Origin of the sequence: Desulfobaculum sp. SPO524 (assembly GCF_044987625.1) — a bacterium.
In the GTDB taxonomy this organism is placed as follows: Bacteria; Desulfobacterota; Desulfovibrionia; order Desulfovibrionales; family Desulfovibrionaceae; genus Desulfobaculum.
The window spans coordinates 223,351-242,998 of the sequence record NZ_JBJDSB010000001.1 but is presented as its reverse complement, the minus strand read 5'-3'; the positions used below and the strand labels follow the sequence as shown (position 1 = coordinate 242,998).

Below are 19,648 nucleotides of genomic sequence, written 5' to 3'. Positions count from 1 at the left end.
ATAGTGTGCCTGTGGCCGCGGCAAGTCAAGGGGGGCCGCAAGCGGGGCAGAAGCGGCCGCAAAACCGCACGGGCGCGAGGCCGAAGCGGCGGGGCGGAGGGCGACGGCACCCGGCAAACACGCCAAGCCGGCATTTGAAGTTCGCGCGGAACTGATTTATACAGGCGCGTTGGACAATACATGAACACAGATAGGAAGGCGACATGGGCCACGCACTTGGATTGAAATTCAGCGATTACGGCCAGATTTATTATTTCGACTCGGGCGCGTTCGTCGTGAACAAGGACGACAGCGTCATCGTCAAGACCGACCAGGGCATGGGCCTGGGCACGGTTATTACCGTGTCGCCGGAAGCTCCCAAGGATATTCCCGAGGAGGAGCTCAAGCCCATCTTCCGTCTGGCGACGGAGGAGGACATGGTCACCGCCGGGGAAAATGACACCCTTGCGCGCGAAGCCTTCTCGTTCTGCCGTCGGTGCATATCGGAACGTGGTCTGGAGATGAAACTCGTCGATGTGGAAGTCTTCTTTGACCGCGGCAAAATCATCTTCTACTTTACCGCGCCCGGACGCGTTGACTTCCGCGAGCTGGTGAAGGACCTCGTCAAAAACTACCGCACGCGCATTGAGCTGCGGCAGATTGGCGTGCGTCATGAAACCCAGATGCTCGGCGCGGTGGGCAACTGCGGCATGGTGACCTGCTGCCGCAGGTTCATGCGCAAGTTCGCCCCGGTCACCATCAAGATGGCCAAGGAGCAGAACCTGTTCCTGAACCCGACCAAAATCTCCGGCATCTGCGGCCGCCTGCTGTGCTGCTTGAGCTTTGAGGAAAAAAACTACGCGGAGTTCTACCGCCAGTGCCCCAAAATCGGCAAGCGGATGGAGACGGACGACGGCATCCTCAAGGTGCTGCGTGCCAACTTCTTTCGCAACAGCATCGCCGTGCTCTCGGAATTTGGCGAGGAGCGCGAACTGACGCTGGACGAATGGCACGCCCTCAATCCCCGCCGCATCGACCCGCAGGAGCTGCAACGCCGCCTGCAGGAGGCGCAGGCCAGCATGCGGTCCAAGCCCCGTCCGCCGCGTCCGCGTGGCAAGGGCGGCAAACCGCCACACCGCCCTGAAAAGGGCGCGCCCAAGCAGGACGAGGCGGCTCCAAAGCCCGAGCAGGACGCCGCGCCTGCCGAACAGCCCGGCCAGCCCGATGCGCCCCAGCCCGCCGAGGCGGACGACGCGCAGCGCAGCGACAAGCAGGGCAAGGACGCGCCAAAGGGCAAGGGCAAAAAGCGCCGCCCCCAGCAGCGCGCCAAGGGCAAGCCCGCTGGCGACAGCCAGGGCGGTGACCCGCGCCAAAAGAACAGACCGCGCCGCAAGCCCCGCCGTAAACCGCGGCACAAGGGCAACAAAAGCGAATAGCGAAGAGATAATTCAGGAGGAACCAAGTTGAGCCGGTTTTATATCACCACGCCCATCTATTACGTGAACGCCAAGCCCCATCTGGGCCACGCCTACACGACCATCGTGGCAGACAGTGTGGCGCGCTTTCACCGTATTTCCGGTGAAGAGGCGTTTTTCCTGACCGGAACCGACGAGCATGGTGATAAAATCATGCAGGCCGCCGAGGCCGCCGGAAAGACCCCCAAGGAATTTGTGGATGACATCAGCGGAACGTTCCAGAACCTCTGGCCCAAGCTGAACATCCAGAACTCCGACTTCATCCGGACCACCCAGCCCCGTCATATCAAGACGGTGCAGAAGGTGCTCCAGCAGGTCTACGACAACGGCGACATTTACCAGAGCGAGTACGAGGGACTGTACTGCTACGGCTGCGAGCAGTTCCTTACCGAAAAGGACCTCGTGGACGGCAAGTGTCCCGACCATGACAAGGAACCCGAGGTTATCCGCGAAAAGAACTACTTCTTCCGCATGTCCAAGTATCAGGACTGGCTGAAGAAGCACATCGAGGACAACCCGGACTTCATCCGCCCGGAGCGCTACCGCAACGAGGTGCTCTCCATGCTGGACATGGGCGTGCTGGACGACCTGTGCATCTCGCGTCCCAAGACGCGTCTGTCGTGGGGCATTGAGCTGCCCTTTGATACGGACTACGTCACCTATGTGTGGTTTGACGCGCTGCTCAACTACATCACCGCGCTGGACTGGCCCGAGGGCGAGAAGTTCGACCAATTCTGGCCCAGCGCCAATCACCTTGTGGCTAAGGACATCCTGAAGCCCCACGCCATATTCTGGCCCACCATGCTCAAGGCCGCAGGCTTCGAGCCGTACCAGCACCTGAACGTGCACGGCTACTGGCTGGTCAAGGACACCAAGATGTCCAAGTCCATCGGCAATGTGGTGGACCCGCTGTCCATGGTGGGCACCTACGGGCAGGACGCATTCCGCTACTTCCTCCTGCGCGAAATGCGCTTTGGCCGCGACGCGTCCTTTTCCGAGGACGCCCTTGTGGGCCGCCTGAACGCGGACCTTGCCAACGACCTTGGCAACCTGTTCTCCCGCGTGCTGTCCATGACGCACAAGTACTTCGGCGGCGAGGTGCCAACCCCCAGCCGCAAGCACGAGAGTGTGGACCTTGAGGTGCTCCAGCTGGCCATTGATTCCTTTAAGAATTACCAGCAGCTGTTCGGCGCGTTTGAGTTCGGGCGCGGCATCGAGTCCCTGTGGGAACTGGTGCGCGGCCTGAACAAGTACGTGGACAGCACCCAGCCATGGGCGCTGTTCAAGAACGGCGAAACCGAGCGCCTCGGCGATGTGATGTACGTGCTCCTGATGCTTATGCGCAAAATTGCCCTGCACATCTGGCCCGTCATGCCCACCACGGCAGAGACCATGCTGGAGCAGTTGGGGCAGGGCGCGGACTTTGATCCCGCCGCCGTGAACATCAAGGACGAGGTGGAGACCTTTGGCCGTTTGGAGCCGGGACTGCACCTTGCCAAGGCGTCCAACCTCTTCCCCCGCGTGGACCTGAAGAAAAAGCAGGAAGAGGACGCCGTCAAGGCCGAAAAGCAGGCCGCCAAAAAGCAGAAGAAGCAGGACAAGGCCGCCAAGGCTGCCAAGGCCGAACCGAAGGACGGCATCATCGACTTCGCGGACTTCCAGAACGTGGATATGCGCGTCGGTACCGTGGTGTCCTGTCAGCCGCACCCCGATGCGGACAGGCTGCTCCTCGTCAAGGTGGACCTTGGCGAAGACGAGCCGCGTCAGGTGGTGGCCGGTCTGGCCGAATACTTCAGCCCCGATGACCTCGTCGGACGGCAGGTTGTCGTTGTGGCGAACCTTGCGCCGCGCAAGCTGCGCGGGCAGGTCTCGCAGGGGATGATTCTTGCCGCCAAGACTGATGGCGGTATGCAGCTGTTGACTGTTTCCGGTGCCACCGGGAACGGTACCAAGGTTTCGTAATTCTTTAATCACATTGCCGGAAACGCCATCCGGCGTTTCCGCAAGATGGCGTTTCATGCGAATACTGAATATTGACGGTACGTACTTCGTGCCCGAGTTTCGACGGCTCGGGCACGAGGTACTCGCCATCGGCCCTGCGGGCCGCCGGGGGCTGGATGTCGACATCGACACCACCATGTCCCTGCAGCGGCTGACGCAGGTGCTGGACGCCAACGGTTTTGTGCCGGACCTTGTGTTCTGGTGCGATACCTCCATCCCTCCTTGCGTTGTTGGGCTGTCGGAACTCCCCGCGCCCACCATCGCCTATTCCATCGATCAATACCTCAATCCGTGGCACGTGCCCTACAGCATGGGGTTCGACCTCGTGCTGGTGGCGCAGAAGGATTATCTGCCCCTGTTCGAGCACGTGGACCATCCCCGGCGCATCCGCTGGTTCCCGCTGTTCTGCAAGCCGGACGTGGATGTGGACCCCGGCGGCGAGCGGGATATTCCCGTCAGCTTCGTCGGCACGGTGGAGGGCACCATTAACGCCGCGCGCAAACACTTCCTCAAGGACTTCAAGCGCCAGCATCCGCTGTACGTCACGCAGGGCGCGTATGCTCCCGTGTTTGGCCGCAGCCGCATTGTGCTGAACCAAAGCGCGGCGGGCGAGCTGAACTTCCGCCTTTTTGAGGCCGCGGCCTGCGGCGCCGCCGTGCTGACGGAAGCCACCCAAAACGGCCTGACGGATCTCTTTGCTGTGGACGAGGAAATCCTCGTCTATACGCGCGGGGATGCGGCTTCGGCGGCGGGCGTGGCGCGCCTGATGCTGGCCCAGCCCGGACGGCTGGCGGAAATTGCGGCGGCGGGGCGGGACAAGGTATTGCGGCGGCACAGCGTGGCCAGCCGTGCACGGACCATCGTCAGCGAAGGCGAAAGGCTGTTGCGCAAGGCCTCGTGGAAGCAGCGCATGAAACGCCGCACGTTAATTGAAGCGGAACTTGCAAAAACCTGTATCGCCCTCGCAACGGATGACACCCTTCCGTTGCCGGAAGAACATCGCAGGCACTATGCGGAGCTGGCCCACTTGTATACGAGGTAGGCTGTGGGACGAGGCGCTTTTTGCTGGACTCCGAAGGCGTGCTCAACTATAACACGCGCATCTCCGCTTCGGGAGATCGGTTCCAAAGCAATCTCTCATCTCCACCTTCCAGGCAATTCAACTGGCGTGCCCCTGCGGGCCGAACCCTCTGGCACGCACGATTTATAACCTGAACCATACCGAAAGCGACATGCCCAAACGTACCGACATCAAGAAGATTATGCTGATCGGCTCCGGGCCCATCGTCATCGGCCAGGCCTGTGAGTTCGATTACTCCGGGACCCAGGCCCTGAAGGCCCTCAAGGAAGAGGGATATGAGGTGGTGCTCGTCAACTCCAATCCGGCAACCATTATGACCGATCCGGAGTTGGCCGACAGAACCTACATTGAACCCATCGAGCCGGAAACCGTGGCCCGCATCATCGAGAAGGAGCGCCCGGACGCGCTGCTGCCGACCCTTGGCGGACAGACCGGCCTCAACACGGCGCTGGCCGTGGCGGAGATGGGCGTGCTGGAGAAGTGCGGCGTGGAACTTATTGGCGCGGCGCGCGACGTCATCGAAAAAGCCGAAAGCCGCGAGCTGTTCCGACAGGCCATGGAAAACATCGGCCTCAAGGTTCCCGTCAGCCGCATTGCCCGCAACCTCGACGAGGTGCGCGAGGCCGCAACCGTGATTCCCTTCCCCATCATCATTCGCCCTGCCTACACCCTTGGTGGCACCGGCGGCGGCGTGGCCTACAACATGGAAGATCTGCTGGAGATTGCCGACCACGGCATCACCGCCAGCCGCACCAATGAGGTGATGCTGGAGCAGTCCGTGCTGGGCTGGAAGGAATACGAGATGGAGGTCATGCGTGACAAGAATGACAACTGCGTCATCATCTGCTCCATCGAAAACATCGACGCCATGGGCGTGCACACCGGCGACTCCATCACCGTTGCCCCGGCCCAGACCCTGACGGACGTTGAGTATCAGGCCATGCGCGACGCCTCCATCGCCGTAATGCGCGAAATCGGCGTCGAGACCGGCGGCTCCAACGTGCAGTTTGCGGTGAACCCCGAGGACGGCGACTTGGTCGTCATCGAGATGAACCCCCGTGTGTCGCGTTCCTCCGCGCTGGCGTCCAAGGCGACGGGCTTCCCCATTGCCAAAATCGCCGCCAAGCTCGCCGTGGGCTACACCCTCGACGAACTCCCCAACGACATCACCCGCGAGACGATGGCCTCCTTTGAGCCGTCCATCGACTACGTGGTCACCAAAATTCCCCGCCTCACCTTTGAGAAGTTCCCCGGCGCAGAGGATGTGCTGAGCACCGCCATGAAGAGTGTTGGCGAGGCCATGAGCATTGGCCGCACCTTCAAGGAGTCCCTCCAGAAGGGGCTGCGCTCGCTTGAAATCGGCATGCCCGGTCTGGGCAAGGACTTTGTCAGCCAGTGCCCGGACAAGGACGAGATTCTGGCCAAGCTCAGAAAGCCGAACTCCAAGCGTATTTTCTACATCCGCTACGCCATGCTCTGCGGCCTGACCGATCAGGAGATTTTCGACGCCTCCTTCATCGATCCGTGGTACCTGCGCCAGATTCGCGACATTGTGGATGCGGAAGAGGAACTGCGCCGCTTTGGCCTGCGCCAGACCATGTCCGCCGACAGCGCGGAGCTGCGCACCATCCTGCGCAAGGCCAAGGAATATGGCTTCTCCGACCGCCAGCTGGCTACCCTGTGGAAGATGGAAGAAAGCGACGTGCGCCGCCTGCGTGAAGACGCCGGCGTGAAGCCCACCTTCTACCTTGTGGACACCTGCGCGGCCGAGTTCGAGGCGCATACCCCGTACTTCTATTCCACCTACGAGCACGGCACGGAAGTGGAAGCCGAAGCGGGCAAGAAAGTCATGATCCTTGGCGGCGGTCCCAACCGCATTGGTCAGGGCATTGAATTTGACTACTGCTGCGTCCACGCGGCCTACGCCCTCGGTGAGGAGAATGTGACCTCCATTATGGTCAACTCCAACCCCGAAACCGTCTCCACCGACTACGACACCTCGGACAAGCTCTACTTTGAGCCGCTGACCTTCGAGGACGTCATGAACATTGTGGAGTTCGAAAAGCCCGAGGGCGTCATCGTACAGTTTGGCGGCCAGACGCCGCTGAATCTGGCGACGCAGCTACTGCGTGCCGGCGTGCCTATCCTTGGTACCCATCCCGACTCCATCGACCGCGCCGAAGACCGTGAGCGCTTTCAGGCACTGCTCAAGAAGCTGGGCCTGCGCCAGCCCGATAACGGCACGGCCATGAGCGTGGAGCAGGCCGTGAAAGAGGCCCAAACCGTTGGCTACCCCGTTGTGGTCCGCCCCAGCTACGTGCTCGGCGGCCGCGCCATGGACATTGTCTACGACGAAGAGGGTCTGCGCACCTACTTCCGCGAGGAAGTGCACGCCGCGCCCGAACATCCCATCCTCATCGACAAGTTCCTTGAGAATGCCGTAGAGGTGGACGTAGACGCCCTGTCCGACGGCCGCGACGTGTACGTTGCGGGCATTATGGAGCACATCGAAGAAGCGGGCATCCACTCCGGCGACTCCGCCTGCGTTATCCCGCCCATCACCCTCGGCGGCCTTATCGTCGAGGAAATCCGCCGCCAGACCATCGCGCTGGCGAAGGAGCTGGGCGTTGTGGGCCTGATGAACATCCAGTTCGCGGTCAAGGACGGCATCATCTACATCCTTGAGGTGAACCCCCGCGCCAGCCGTACCGCACCCTTTGTCTCCAAGGCGACGGGTGTGCCGCTGCCGAAGCTGGCCACCAAGGTCATGCTGGGCCAGCGCCTGAAGGACATCGACCCGTGGTCCATGCGCAAGAGTGGCTACGTGGCGGTGAAGGAGAGCGTGTTCCCCTTCAACCGCTTCCCCAATGTGGACATTCTGCTTGGACCCGAGATGCGCTCCACCGGCGAGGTGATGGGCATTGATTCCTCCTTCGGCATGGCCTTCCTTAAGGGCCAGTTGGCCTCGGGCCAGAAGCTGCCGGACAGCGGAACGGTGTTTATCTCCGTTAATGAGCGCGACAAGGAAGGCATCGTCGACGTTGCCGCCACCTTCTCGCAGTTGGGCTTTAATATCCTCGCCACCAGCGGCACGGCGGAATTCCTGTCGCGCCGGGGTGTCGATACCCAGACCGTCTACAAGGTGTACGAGGGCCGCCCCCACGTGGTGGACCGCATCAAGAATGGTGAAGTGGACCTTGTCATCAATACGGCGTCCGGTAAGAAGACGGTGGGCGACTCCTCGGTCATCCGCCAGAATACGCTCCTGTACGGCATCCCCTACACCACCACGGTGGCGGGTGCCCGCGCCATGGCCCACGCACTGCGAGAACTCAAGCAGCGTGAACCCGGCGTGTGCAGCCTGCAGGAATACTACGGTCTTTAATCTCAACTACGCCGCCCAAGGGACGGCACCAGCATCACCATGAAGAAGGAATACTGCGGACTGTTCGGTATATACAATCATCCGGAAGCTGCACGGATGACCTACTTCGGCCTCTACGCGCAGCAGCATCGTGGACAGGAAAGCGCTGGCATCGTCACTTGGGACGGCAGCAAACTGCGCGAGCAGAAGGGGATGGGTCTGGTGGCTGACGTGTTCAACGAAAGCCACCTCAGCCGTCAGTTGAAAGGCGAAACCGCCATCGGCCACATCCGGTACTCAACCACCGGTGCCTCCCTTTTGCGCAACGCGCAGCCGTTTATGGTGCGCTTTGGCGACACCATGCTCGCCATCGCCCATAACGGCAATCTGGTGAATGCCCACGAGCTGCGCCTGGAACTGGAGCGGGGTGGGGCGATCTTCCAGACCACCATGGATTCCGAGGTCATCGTGCACCTCATCGCCCGGTACATGAATGTGGAGGGCGACGACGTTGAGGAAGCGGTCGCCAAGTCCTGCGCACGCGTTAAGGGCGCTTTTGCCCTGCTGGTGCAGGCCAACGACAAGCTCATCGCCGTCAAGGACCCGTGGGGCTTTAGGCCGCTGTCTCTGGGCCGCGTGGGCGATTCCTACGTGCTGGCCTCCGAAACCTGCGCCTTTGACCTGCTTGAGGCCGACTGTCTGCGCTCCCTGCGTCCCGGCGAGATGCTCGTCCTGGACAAGGACGGCCAGCGCAGCCGCCTGTATGCCAAGCCCAACGGCTGCAAGCAGTGCATCTTTGAGCTGATCTATTTTGCGCGCCCGGACTCCGACGTCTTTGGGCAGAATGTGTACGAGCGGCGCAAGGCCATGGGTATGGCCCTCGCAACGGAAGCGCCCGTTGACGCGGACTTCGTCATGCCGTTCCCGGATTCCGGCAACTACGCCGCTGTGGGCTACGCGCAGGCGTCCGGACTGCCCTTTGAGCAGTGCATGATCCGCAACCACTATGTGGGCCGCACGTTTATCCAGCCCTCGCAGGATATGCGCGACTTCGGCACACGTGTGAAGCTCAATCCCGTGCGCAGCATGGTAAAGGATAAGCGCATTGTGGTGGTGGAGGATTCCATCGTCCGAGGCACCACCATTCGCACCCGCGTGAAGAAACTGCGCGAGCTTGGCGCGCGCGAGATTCATATGCGTGTGGCCTGTCCGGCCATTAAGTTCCCGTGCTATTACGGCATTGACTTTTCGAGCAAGGGCGAGCTTATCGCGGCCAACCATGCCGTGGACGACATTGCCCGCTACATCGGACTGGACTCGCTGCATTATCTGTCTATTCCCGGACTGCTTTCCTCCGTGGAAGGTCCGGATAACTTCTGTTTGGCCTGCTTTGACGGCAACTACCCCATCCCGCCCTGCGAGAATGGCGGCAAGCTGTGCATGGAGTAGGTCCCTAACCTGTAGGTAGAACGAATCAGATGACACCCAAGTCACAAGAACGCGACTGGCTGGCCCTTGGCCGCGAGACGCTCGATATCGAAATCGAAGGCCTGAAGGCCGTTCAGAACAAGCTGAACGGTGGCTTTGTGGCCGCGCTGGAACTGATGGGCGGCTGCTCCGGCCGTGTGGTGGTGACGGGTATTGGCAAGTCCGGCCTTGTGGGCCGCAAGATTGCCGCAACCCTCTCCAGCACCGGCACGCCGTCCTTCTTCCTGCATCCGGTGGAGGGCGCGCACGGCGACCTTGGCATGCTCCGTGCCGAGGACGTCGTCCTTGCCATCTCCAACTCCGGCGAGACCGACGAACTCAACGCCATTCTTCCGGCCCTCAAGAAGATTGGCATCCGCATCATCGGCATGACCGGGCGCGAGGATTCCTCCCTCGGTCAGTTGTCCGATGTGGTGCTGGACAGCGGCGTCCCGCGTGAAGCGTGCCCGCTGGGCCTTGCACCAACGGCAAGCACCACCGCGACGCTGGCCCTTGGCGACGCGTTGGCGGCGTGCCTCATCACGTGGAACCGCTTTGAAAAAGAGGACTTTGCCACACGGCATCCCGGCGGCTCCCTCGGCCAGCGCCTGAAGGCCTGTGTCCGCAATTTGATGCATACCGACGATCTGCCCGTGGCCGACGTGGAAACGTCCCTTGGCGAGGCGCTTATTGCCCTTAACGAGGGGGGCCTTGGCGCCCTGGCCCTCACGGATGCGGCGGGCCGCCTGCAGGGCATCCTGACGGACGGCGACGTCCGCCGCGCCCTGTGCGCCGGGGACACCGATCCGCAGGCCTCCGTGGCCAATGTCATGACCAAGAATCCCTCGCACGTGTCGCCTGCCATCGCGGCCGCCGAGGTGCTGGACATGATGGAGGCGCGCGAGATTACGGTTATTCCCGTCGTTGACGACGACGGCGTGCTCCTCGGGATGGTGCACCTGCACGACCTGCTGGGCAAGGGACACCTCAAGTTCTCCGCGTAGGCGGAGCATGGAAGAGTGCATGGATCAACAGACATTCACAACTGACAATCGCGTATTGGGATGCCGGCCTGGTGTATTGGCCGGCGTTCTCATTTTGATGACGACCGTGGCGCGCATCGCCTTCATCCTGTCCGGCCAGCTCGACCTTGTGCAGGACGAGGCCCAGTATTGGGACTGGTCGCGCACGTTCCAACTGTCCTACTTCACCAAGGGTCCGCTTATTGCGTGGATTATTGGAGCGGGCACGGCGGTGTTTGGTGATACGGCCCTTGGCGTGCGCATTGGCGCCGTGCTTGGCGCGGCGGCAACGCAGCTGGTGATGTACCTTGGCGTGGCGCGCCTGTGGGGACGGCCCCGTTTGGCGCTGTTGTCCATCGTGGTGCTCAACTGCTCGTTGCTTGCCATGGCGTCGGGCATTTTGATGACCACGGACAACCCGTTGCTGGTGTGCTGGCTGACGGCGCTATTTAGCCTGTATTGGGCCTCGCGCGAGCCGGACCGCTGGCTGCCGTATATTCTGCTGCTGCTGGCCATGGCCGTCGGCACGCTGGCGAAGTACATGATGCTGGCCTTTGTGCCCGTGGCGCTGGTGTTTATGTGGCTGCTGTCGCGCAACGGACTGACTACGGGCACCTTTGTGCGCCGCGTGCTGGGCTGCTGCATTCTTGGCGGCGTGCTTGGCATGCTGCCCATTATGATCTGGAACGTGCAGAACGACTTTGCTGGCGTGCGCCATGTGCTGCACCTTGGCGGCATGTCCGGCTCCCGCGCCGAAGCCTTTCTGCGGTTTGACAAGTTTCCGGAGTACATCGGCAGCCAGATTGGCCTGCTGATGCCGTGGTGGTTTGCCTTTATGATGATGGGCGCGGCTGGCGTCGTGACCTCGCTGCGCGATGCGCCGGGCAAGGCCGCGCGCAACGTGGAGACGCTGGGCTACCGGCAGAAGGCACTGCTGGCCGCCGGATTTTGGCCCATCTGGGGCTTCTTCATCCTGTGGTCGTTCCACACCAAGATTAATCCCAACTGGTCGGCAGTCAGCTACGCCAGCGGGTTCATCCTTGCCGCCGCCGCGTGGGACGCGGTGTGGCGTCGCCGGGGTGGGCGCAACTGGCGGGTGTGGCCGTGGCCCCTTGTGGGGCTGGTGCTGATGACCATGCTCATGGTGCATGACCTCTTCCCCCTGCCGTGGCGCTATGAAGGGCGCGTGCCCTTTGCCGGGCAGGTGCACATTGAGAATCCCATCCTGCACCTGAAGGGCTGGGACGACCTTGGCGACACCGTGGACGAAATGCGCCGCACACGCTTTGACGATCCGGACAAGGTCTTCCTGTTTGGCGAGAACTACGACGTGACCTCGGCCCTGTCGTGGCACGTTCCCGGCAAGGAGCGGGCCTATTGCCTGCCCGGCGGCCGCCGCCTGAATCAGTACGACCTGTGGCCCGGACCGCAGGCCAAGGCCGGTTGGGACGCCATCTTTGTGCGCAAGAAGTTCAAGGGACCAAATGACGGCTTGCTCAAATATTTTGCAAGATATGAAACAATCCAGTACCAGTCTCGTCACGGGGGACGCCCTGCGCGGCGTTTCACCATCTATCTGTGCTATGACTATAACGGGACATGGCCAGCCATTACAGGATCGGACGGGTACTAACGATGACGGACCCCCATGTGTGCGAGCGATGCGGGCAGCAGGGTACATCCTGCTGCGTGCTGACGCCGGGACAGGAGCAACATTGCTTTCCGCTTTCCGCCGCTGAGCGGGAGCGGATTCTGTCGTATTGCGGCGACGCCGGAGCCTTCGCCCTGGAGGTGAACACCGGCGCGTTCGTCCTTGGGGTAAAGCGCGCCTTTCCCGGAGATGAGGACGCTATTGCGGCGCTCTTTCCCGTGGATGGGCACAGCACGCACTACCGTCTGGCGACCCATGCGGGCGGGGCCTGCGTGCTGCTTGGCCCCGAGGGATGCGTGCTGCCCCGCGAAGTCCGTCCGTATTACTGCCAGCTGTTCCCCTTTTGGGTTGCCCGTGGGCGGGTGATGATCTTCGCTTCCCAGACGTGCCTTGCGCAGCAGACATCCACGGCTTTTGGCCGGTTGTCCGCCATGCTGGGCACCACGGAAAAGGAGGTCCGCCGCCTGCACGGGCAGCTTCGGCTGGCATGGGGGCTGGACCCACAAGACGGGGAGCCTACCGACTCAAAACGGCATAAACGGTTCGACATATGAAGAAAGTTCTCATTGCGATAGCCATCATCTGCGGCATAGGCGCCGTGTGTGGGCTTGGCGCGCTTGGCGGCCTGTACTATTGGGCGTCCAAGGATTTGCCGAGCTTTAAAAACATCACGGACTACACTCCGCCCCTCGTCACCACCGTGTATTCGGAGGACGAGCAAGTTCTGGGCTACTTCTACAAGGAAAAGCGTTTCCTCGTGAAGCTGAACGACATGCCGCACTATGTGCCGCAGTGCTTCCTCGCCGCCGAGGACTCCAGCTTCTATGAGCACGACGGGGTGGACCTTGTGGCCATCTTCCGCGCGTTTGTGAAGAACCTGCAGGCCGGGCACGTGGTGCAGGGCGGCAGTACCATCACCCAGCAGGTCATCAAATCCCTGCTGCTGACGCCGGAGCGCAGCTACCAGCGCAAGCTCAAGGAAGCCATCCTTGCCTACCGTCTGGAGCGTCACCTTTCCAAGGATGACATCCTGACCATCTATCTGAACCAGATTTTCTTCGGCGCGCGTGCCTACGGCATTGAGGCCGCGGCGCGTGCCTACTTTGGCTGCCATGTGCAGGAGCTTTCCCTTGCGCAGTCGGCCATGCTGGCGGGGCTGCCCAAGGGGCCCAGCGCCTATAATCCGTACCACAACATGGCCGGCGCCAAGAAGCGCCAGCGCTATGTGCTGGGCCGCATGCTGGAACTCAAGTGGATTACCCACGAACAGTACGAACAGGCCCTGAGCGAAGAGATTGTCCTGCGCCGCATGGAAGACCCCTCGTGGCGGCAGGGTGCGTACTACCTTGAGGAAGTGCGCCGCCGTCTTATCGACCGCTACGGCGAGGATTTCGTCTATAACTCCGGCATGCACGTGTACACCGCCGTTAATCTGACGCATCAGCTTGCGGCGGAGAAGGCCGTGCGTGACGGGCTTATCGCCTCGGCCAAGCGCCGTGGGTGGACCGGCCCTAACCAGCATCTGGACAAAGCCCAGTGGGAAGACTTCCTCAAGCAAAACCCCTACGTGGTGGACGCCCTTGATGTTGGCGAGTGGGTTGAAGTGCTGGTGACGGATGTCACCAAACAGCGCGCCAAGGTCCGCTTTGGCGACTTCCACGGCGTTGTCACCGTGGAGGACGTGCACTGGGCGCGCCAGCTTGACCCAAGCAAGGCCACTGATGAGGTGCCAAGCGTCAAGGACTGCCGCCTTGTCTTGCATGAGGGCGACATTATCTGGACCTCGGTGAAGGCCATCCCCGATGGCGTTGCCGACGGCTCCGCTCCGGCGGAAGAGGTCATCTGGCCGCTGGACTTGGAGCGTATGCCCGACGTGCAGGGCGCGCTGGTATCCATGGTGCCGGAAACCGGCGAGGTCCGCGCCCTTGTGGGCGGCTACAGCTTTGAGACCAGCCAGTTCAACCGCGCCACGCAGGCCAGCCGCCAGCCCGGTTCCGCGTTTAAGCCCATTGTGTACTCCGCAGCCATCGACAGCGGCATGACGCCGTCCACGGTGCTGCTGGACGCCCCCATCGTCTACACGGACTATGAGAACGACCGCACGTGGAAGCCCGAGAACTTCGAGGGCGTGTTCTACGGCCCGACCCTGCTGCGCACCGCGCTGGTGAAGTCGCGCAACCTTGTGACCATCCGCATCGCCCAGCAACTGGGCATCAGCACCATCATTGACCGCGCGCGGGCCCTTGGCCTTGAGAGCGAGTTCCCCGAGGACCTCTCGGTCAGCCTTGGCTCCTCGCCTGTGACGCCCATCAATCTGACGCAGGCCTACTCGGCCTTTGCGCGTGGGGGCAGTTGGATTAAGCCGCGCCTTATCCTGCGCGTGGAAAGTGCGTGGGGCGAAGAGCTCTATGTGAATAAGCCCGAGGTGCACGAGGCCATCTCGCCCGAGACGGCCTACATCATCACCAGCCTGCTCAAGCAGGTGGTCAGCGATGGCACCGCATGGCGCGTGCGCCGCGCCTTCTCCCGCCCCATGGCGGGCAAGACCGGCACCTCCAACGAGGAACAGGACGCGTGGTACGTGGGCTTCACCCCGGACCTGCTGACCACGGTCTACGTGGGCTTTGACAAAATGACGCCCATGGGCAAATGGGAAACCGGCTCCCGCGCGGCGTCGCCCATTTGGATTGGCTACCGGCAGGCCGTGGAGGCGGAGTATCCCGTCCGCGACTTCCAGCAGCCTGCGGGCATTGTTATGGCCCGTGTGGATGCGGCCAGCGGCTTGTTGGCCGGGCCGGGCACCGAGAAGACCTTCACTTTGCCCTACAAGGCTGGCACCCAGCCCACGGAAACCGCGGAGCCGTCCACGGCGTCGCCTTCCGGCGGGGCCAAGGGCGCTGCGGGAGAAGACCTGCTGAAGCAGATTTTCTAGCCCGGTGGCCTTACCACGACTCGACAGCGCACCATGCCTTGGCATGGTGCGCTTTTTTTATGCGTGGGCAGGGTGAGGTATCTGCCTGATATGTGTTGCGATTCGAATGGAGTGAAAGGCATCTAGGCCTTTGCGCGTATTGTGCTTTTGTGATTTATTATCTGTAAGCCGCTCAAAAGAATATAGATTTATGTTGTGTTTGGTTTTTTAAAGAAAAATGCAATGCATTTTCGGTGTGTTGTGTTGTTTTGCTGAATGTTGTGCATTCGCCGGTATAAAGTGACGCCTTGTAAAGGTCGATACATCTTGCAAGTGGGGAGGGGCAACAGGTCCACTTTGGGGGAAGATAAGGACACTGGCCCCTGACGGCAAGGAAGCCTTTGCATTCAAGGAGGAAAGGCTATGTCACTTATCATCAATCATAACTTGATGGCGATGAACGCCGCCAGAAACCTGGCTGTGTCGTTCGGGGCCCTTGGGGTGTCAACACGGCGCCTGTCGTCCGGACTGCGTGTGGGGATGTCGTCCGACGACGCGGCAGGATTGGCTGTCCGCGAATTGATGCGGGCGGACATTGCGTCCCTGAATCAGGGGGTGCGAAACGCCAACGACGCTATCTCCCTCATCCAGACGGCGGACGGCGCGTTGCAGGTCATTGACGAAAAGCTCATCCGTATGAAGGAGCTGGCCTCGCAGGCCGCGACAGGCTCCTACAGTTCGGAGCAGCGCCTGATCATTGATTCGGAGTACCAGGCCATGGCCTCGGAGATTACCCGAATCGCCAACGCAACGGACTTTAACGGCATTGCGCTGTTAAACGGCAACCTTTCCACGACAACCCACGATGGTTCGGGGTTGCAACCGACGGGAAAGCTCAAGATCCACTTCGGTACGGCGAATGACAGCGCCGAGGACTACTACTACATCCAGGTCGATACGGCGACCGCCTCCGCTCTTGGCATCGGCAACGGTGCCGGGTCCTCCAGCGAAGGGTACACCGTATCCACCCAGTCCGCGGCGCAGAATGCCCTTGAGGGCTTGCAGGATGCCATTGTCTCCAAGGACAACATCCGCGCCAAGCTCGGGGCCATTCAGAACCGATTGCAGAACACGGTCTCCAACCTGCAGATTCAGGCCGAGAACCTGCAGGCGGCCGAGTCCCGCATCTCCGACGTGGACGTTTCGCAAGAGATGACGGAGTTCGTGAGAAACCAGATTCTCTCACAGTCGGCCGTAGCCATGCTCGCACAGGCTAACGCGCTGCCTCGTATGGCCATGACTCTGCTCAGCGCATAATTGAACGTTCCGGCACGATGCCGGATGGCTGTGACCGGCTTGTTTGTCGTCTGACCTGAAGCATCCCCCGCGTAAACAAGGGGCGAAACCGTAACGGTTTCGCCCTTTTGTTGCGTATGGTTCCAGTTGTGATTTTTGCATTGAAAGATTACATCACGGTGTGAATGCCCGTGGTGTCCCAGATGCCAGAGTTGTCCCTGACGCCAGTTTTTAGAAACACGGTGCGGTGCGTGTGGCGTTCATGATGCTGGCGGCGTTTGGGGCGCTGTTGATGCCGGGCATGTTTCGGCGTCATACAGCGCCAACGGCGCACACGATAAGCGGGGGCATGCGGGCGCAGGCACGTGCTCGGTGATGGCGGCTTGAGGGGGCCGTCCGTACTTGACATTTCTTACCACCAAAAAGCGGACACACCTAAGGGGGAACAAGAGGGGTTATGGGCTTTTCATCGGGGTCTCGCATAGGCAGGGATTTGGTTTGGCTTGCAGGCTGCGCCATCGTGTGCTGCGCTGTGCTGCTGTGGCTGGTGGCCGTGCGCGGTATCGGCACGGTTGGCGAATTTGCCGCGCAGGTCAACGCACAGAACATCCACTCCCTTGCCACGCAATATATCGGGCGTACGGTGGGGGAGAGCGCCATGCGCTACGACACCATCGCCCGCAGCGCGCAGGCATTGGCCGAGGCCGCCGCGATTCAGGCCGCACGGTCTCTGGACGTGCGTCATGCGGTTGGCTCTGCGCCGGAACGGCTGACTCTGGACGAGACGCGCGGTGTGTACAACTCCGGGCAGGATGCGGCGGTCACCTGCCTGTATTGGGGCGCGCCGGAACAGTTGCCGCGAGCAAGAGAGCGCCTTGGCGCGCTGGCTTCGGTGGACTCCATCCTTGTGCAGGCGACCCGCAGGCTCCCCGGCGTGAAGAGCGCATGGGTGATGCTTGATGACGGCAGCGCCCGCTTTGCGCCGGTGGGAACGCTGTTTGCCGACGTGCCGCACCCCGGCGATTATGATTTCCGCAAGCTCACCAGCTACAGCCTTGCCCTGCCGGATGTAAACCCAGACGGCAACAGCGTGTGGAGCGAGGTCTATCGCGATACCGCTGACCATGGCGCGTACGTGGTGACGGTTGTCGCGCCGGTGATATCCTCTTCCGGCGCCTTTCTTGGCGCGGCAGGCGTCGATTTTTCCCTTGATCTTTTGGTGGATGATATCCGCGGCCTGAGCCATCGGCCCGGCGAGTTCAGCTTTTTGCTGGACGGGCAGGGGCGGGTGGTGGTGATGCCCATCGGCCACGCCTCCGTGCTGGGCCTGTCGCCAGAGGTCGGCGCGGCGGGCACGCCGCAGGACGCGGACCTGAACCACTGCGATGAACCCGCCATGCGTACCGCCGCGCAGGAAATGATACTCGGGCGCTCCGGGGTGCGGACGGTGAACCTTGGGGGCAAGGACTATCTGCTGGGCTTTCATCCCTTGCCATCCACCAAGTGGAGCTTTGCGACCGTTGTCCCGTGCGCGTCCATTTTGTCGTCCGTTTCCGTGACCCGCGCAGCCATGAGCAACACCGTAGGCACGGCGCGTGTGACGCATACGCTGCTGGCGGTGGGCGTTGGCGGCATGATGTTTTTTATCCTGACGGGCTTTGTGCGGCGGCGGGTGCTGACGCCGGTCCGCAAGCTTGTGGATGCCACGGAGGCCGTGGGCGCCGGGCGGCTTGAGCACCGGCTGGAGGGCTTTCGGGATGACGAGTTCGGTCAATTGGCCCGAGCGTTCAACTCCATGACCTTTGAAATCGCCAAAAACCGTGATGCCTTGGCGCAGGCCGAAAGCAGCTACCGCAGCATTTTTGAGAATGCGGTGGAAGGCATCTTCCAGACGGACCTCAGCGGGCGGCTGCTCAGCGCCAACCCGGCCTTGGCCACCATGCTGGGCTACGCGTCCACAGAGCAGATTTTGACCGAGGTCAGCGACGTGGGACAGCAGGTGTACGCAGACCCCAAAATGCGCGAGGAATTTATCCTGCGTGTTGTCGAGGGGATGGAACCGTTTGTCTTTGAGGCGCAGTTGATGCGTCGCGACGGCACCCGCTTTTGGGCGCGCTGGCAGGGCAAGAGCACGCGGGACGACACCGGCGCGGTGGTGTGCTTTACCGGCCTACTGGAGAACGTGACCGAACGCCGCAACGCGCAGGAGCGCATCCACGCCCTGAACAAGGAACTGCTCATGGCGCAGGAGCACGAGCGCAAGCTCCTTGCCCTGCACTTGCACGACAATATCGCCCAGAACCTGTCGTATCTGAAAATCCAGTCCCGTATCATGGCCGAGCGTGCTTCGGGTGGCGACTCCTCCCTGCATGAGGAGTTTGCGCGCGTGCTTTCGGAAACCATCGACGCCGTGCGCAATATGGCCTATGAGCTGCGCCCCTCCGGGCTGGATGAATTGGGGCTGGTGCGCACGCTGGAATTGTTCTGCTCCGAGTTCGAGCAGCGTTACGGCGTGCCGGTGTCCTTCTCTGCCGCAGGGATGGAGAGTGTGCCCGTTGCGCCGGAGGTGCAGATTAATATCTTCCGCATCGTGCAGGAGTCGCTCCGCAATGTGGCGCGCCATTCGCGGGCCAGCAAGGCCAGCGTGAAGCTCGTCGCCTCGCACCCCAATCTCATTGTGCGCATCCGCGATGACGGTGTGGGCTTTGACCCCGAACGCCAGCAGGAGAATGCTGTGCGCTCGCGGCGCATGGGCGTGCAGGGCCTTAAGGAACGCGCGCGGCTTATGGACGGGGAGTTGCAGATTGTGTCCCGCCCCGGCAAGGGAACGGCCATTTCTTTGGAGGTGCCCATAGACAGGGCGTGGGACGACGCCACCATGCCCCGGTCCCTGTAACGCGGAAAAAAGACCACCAGCCTTAAGGAGGCGGACTATGCCGTATGTGAGTGTGGCGACCAATGTGCCCATGGACGCGGGCGAGGCCGGACGCGTGGCCCGCCTTGTGTCGCAGTGTGCCGTTCAGGCCACGGGCAAGGATGAACAGTGGGTTATGGCGCGTGTGGAGCCGGGACAGGCGCTGTGCTATGGCGGCACAGACGACCCGGCCGCGTACGTGGAATTTAAAAATGTGGGGCTGGATGCTGGCGCGTGTGCGTCCATTACGGACAGCCTGTGCGCCCTGCTCAGCGCGCAGTGCGGGGTGCCCCCGGAACGGGTGTATGTGGAATTTAAGAGTCTGGAGCGCCGCCTGTTTGGTTGGAACGGCCGCACTCTGGGCTAGCGCGCCCAGCTTTGAGCGCGTGGCGGGGCAGGCTGCCCCATGAGGCGCGCCGCTTCCGCAGAAGACGACGCCCGTCGTGACACGGAAAGGCCCCCGCAGAGATGCGCTCTGTGGGGGCCT

The 19,648-nt window shown here is 61.8% G+C and carries 12 protein-coding genes; all 12 read left to right on the top strand.

Translation table 11 applies throughout. The features are described 5' to 3' along the window. The first annotated feature begins 203 nt into the window (after positions 1-203). Positions 204-1,415, top strand: coding sequence for a regulatory iron-sulfur-containing complex subunit RicT (ricT, locus tag ACI3L3_RS01050; RefSeq protein ID WP_404843233.1), 1,212 nt, complete (start codon positions 204-206; stop codon positions 1,413-1,415). Between the two features lie 27 nt (positions 1,416-1,442). Further along, a complete protein-coding gene (gene metG, locus ACI3L3_RS01045) occupies positions 1,443-3,416 on the top strand; it encodes a methionine--tRNA ligase (protein WP_404843232.1) in 1,974 nt (657 codons plus the stop codon). A 55-nt stretch (positions 3,417-3,471) separates the two neighbouring features. Continuing rightward, positions 3,472-4,497 (top strand): glycosyltransferase, encoded by a 1,026-nt coding sequence (locus tag ACI3L3_RS01040; RefSeq protein ID WP_404843231.1) that lies wholly within the window; start codon positions 3,472-3,474, stop codon positions 4,495-4,497. 190 nt (positions 4,498-4,687) lie between these two features. After that, a complete protein-coding gene (gene carB / locus ACI3L3_RS01035) occupies positions 4,688-7,921 on the top strand; it encodes a carbamoyl-phosphate synthase large subunit (protein WP_404843230.1) in 3,234 nt (1,077 codons plus the stop codon). Positions 7,922-7,960: 39 nt separating this feature from the next. Next, the gene (gene purF / locus ACI3L3_RS01030) at positions 7,961-9,349 is read left to right on the top strand and encodes an amidophosphoribosyltransferase (RefSeq protein WP_404843229.1); all 1,389 of its coding nucleotides are present in this window, start codon (positions 7,961-7,963) and stop codon (positions 9,347-9,349) included. A gap of 29 nt (positions 9,350-9,378) precedes the next feature. Continuing rightward, positions 9,379-10,371 carry an SIS domain-containing protein gene (locus ACI3L3_RS01025; protein WP_404843228.1) on the top strand — a complete coding sequence of 331 codons (993 nt, stop codon included), beginning with the start codon at positions 9,379-9,381 and terminating at the stop codon, positions 10,369-10,371. A 97-nt stretch (positions 10,372-10,468) separates the two neighbouring features. Continuing rightward, entirely contained in the window at positions 10,469-12,022 is a 1,554-nt protein-coding gene (locus ACI3L3_RS01020) for an ArnT family glycosyltransferase (RefSeq protein ID WP_404844104.1), read from the top strand. A gap of 2 nt (positions 12,023-12,024) precedes the next feature. After that, on the top strand, positions 12,025-12,594 hold the full coding sequence (locus ACI3L3_RS01015) for a zinc/iron-chelating domain-containing protein (protein ID WP_404843227.1): 570 nt from the start codon (positions 12,025-12,027) through the stop codon (positions 12,592-12,594). Continuing rightward, on the top strand, positions 12,591-14,972 hold the full coding sequence (locus ACI3L3_RS01010; protein WP_404843226.1) for a penicillin-binding protein 1A: 2,382 nt from the start codon (positions 12,591-12,593) through the stop codon (positions 14,970-14,972). Before ACI3L3_RS01015 ends, ACI3L3_RS01010 begins: the two co-directional genes overlap by 4 nt. A 402-nt stretch (positions 14,973-15,374) precedes the next feature. Further along, a complete protein-coding gene (locus tag ACI3L3_RS01005; RefSeq protein ID WP_404843225.1) occupies positions 15,375-16,268 on the top strand; it encodes a flagellin in 894 nt (297 codons plus the stop codon). Between the two features lie 472 nt (positions 16,269-16,740). Beyond that, positions 16,741-19,143 carry a PAS domain S-box protein gene (locus ACI3L3_RS01000; protein ID WP_404843224.1) on the top strand — a complete coding sequence of 801 codons (2,403 nt, stop codon included), beginning with the start codon at positions 16,741-16,743 and terminating at the stop codon, positions 19,141-19,143. Positions 19,144-19,180: 37 nt separating this feature from the next. After that, positions 19,181-19,528: a phenylpyruvate tautomerase MIF-related protein gene (locus ACI3L3_RS00995; protein ID WP_404843223.1), complete on the top strand. Its 348-nt coding sequence runs from the start codon at positions 19,181-19,183 to the stop codon at positions 19,526-19,528. Positions 19,529-19,648 lie beyond the last annotated feature (120 nt).